1 protein-coding gene is annotated in these 471 nt (G+C 46.1%); it reads left to right on the top strand.

Annotated elements, in window-relative coordinates; translation table 11 throughout:
* Window positions 1-200: 200 nt before the first annotated feature.
* A partial coding sequence (locus PL597_RS26035) for a DMT family transporter (RefSeq protein ID WP_271366657.1) occupies window positions 201-471 on the top strand: 271 nt, incomplete at its 3' end.

Here is a 471-nt window from a genome sequence, read left to right on the forward strand (position 1 = left end):
CGTGAAAGGCGAGATCACCAAGGTAGTCGGCAAATAATGTCTAACAATTCGTTCAAGCCGACGCCGCTTCGCGGCGCGGCTTAACTCAAGCGTTAGATGCACTAAGCACATAATTGCTCACAGCCAAACTATCAGGTCAAGTCTGCTTTTATTATTTTTAAGCGTGCATAATAAGCCCTACTCAAATTGGGAGATATATCATGACAGGCTGGCTTTTTCTTGTTATCGCAATAGTTGGCGAAGTAATCGCAACATCCGCATTAAAATCTAGCGAGGGCTTTACTAAGCTTGCCCCTTCCGCCGTTGTCATAATCGGTTATGGCATCGCATTTTATTTTCTTTCTCTGGTTCTGAAATCCATCCCTGTCGGTGTTGCTTATGCAGTCTGGTCGGGACTCGGCGTCGTCATAATTACAGCCATTGCCTGGTTGCTTCATGGGCAAAAGCTTGATGCGTGGGGCTTTGTAGGTA

The sequence above is a fragment of the Agrobacterium sp. ST15.13.013 genome (genome assembly GCF_027956525.1).
Taxonomy (GTDB): domain Bacteria; phylum Pseudomonadota; class Alphaproteobacteria; order Rhizobiales; family Rhizobiaceae; genus Agrobacterium; species Agrobacterium salinitolerans.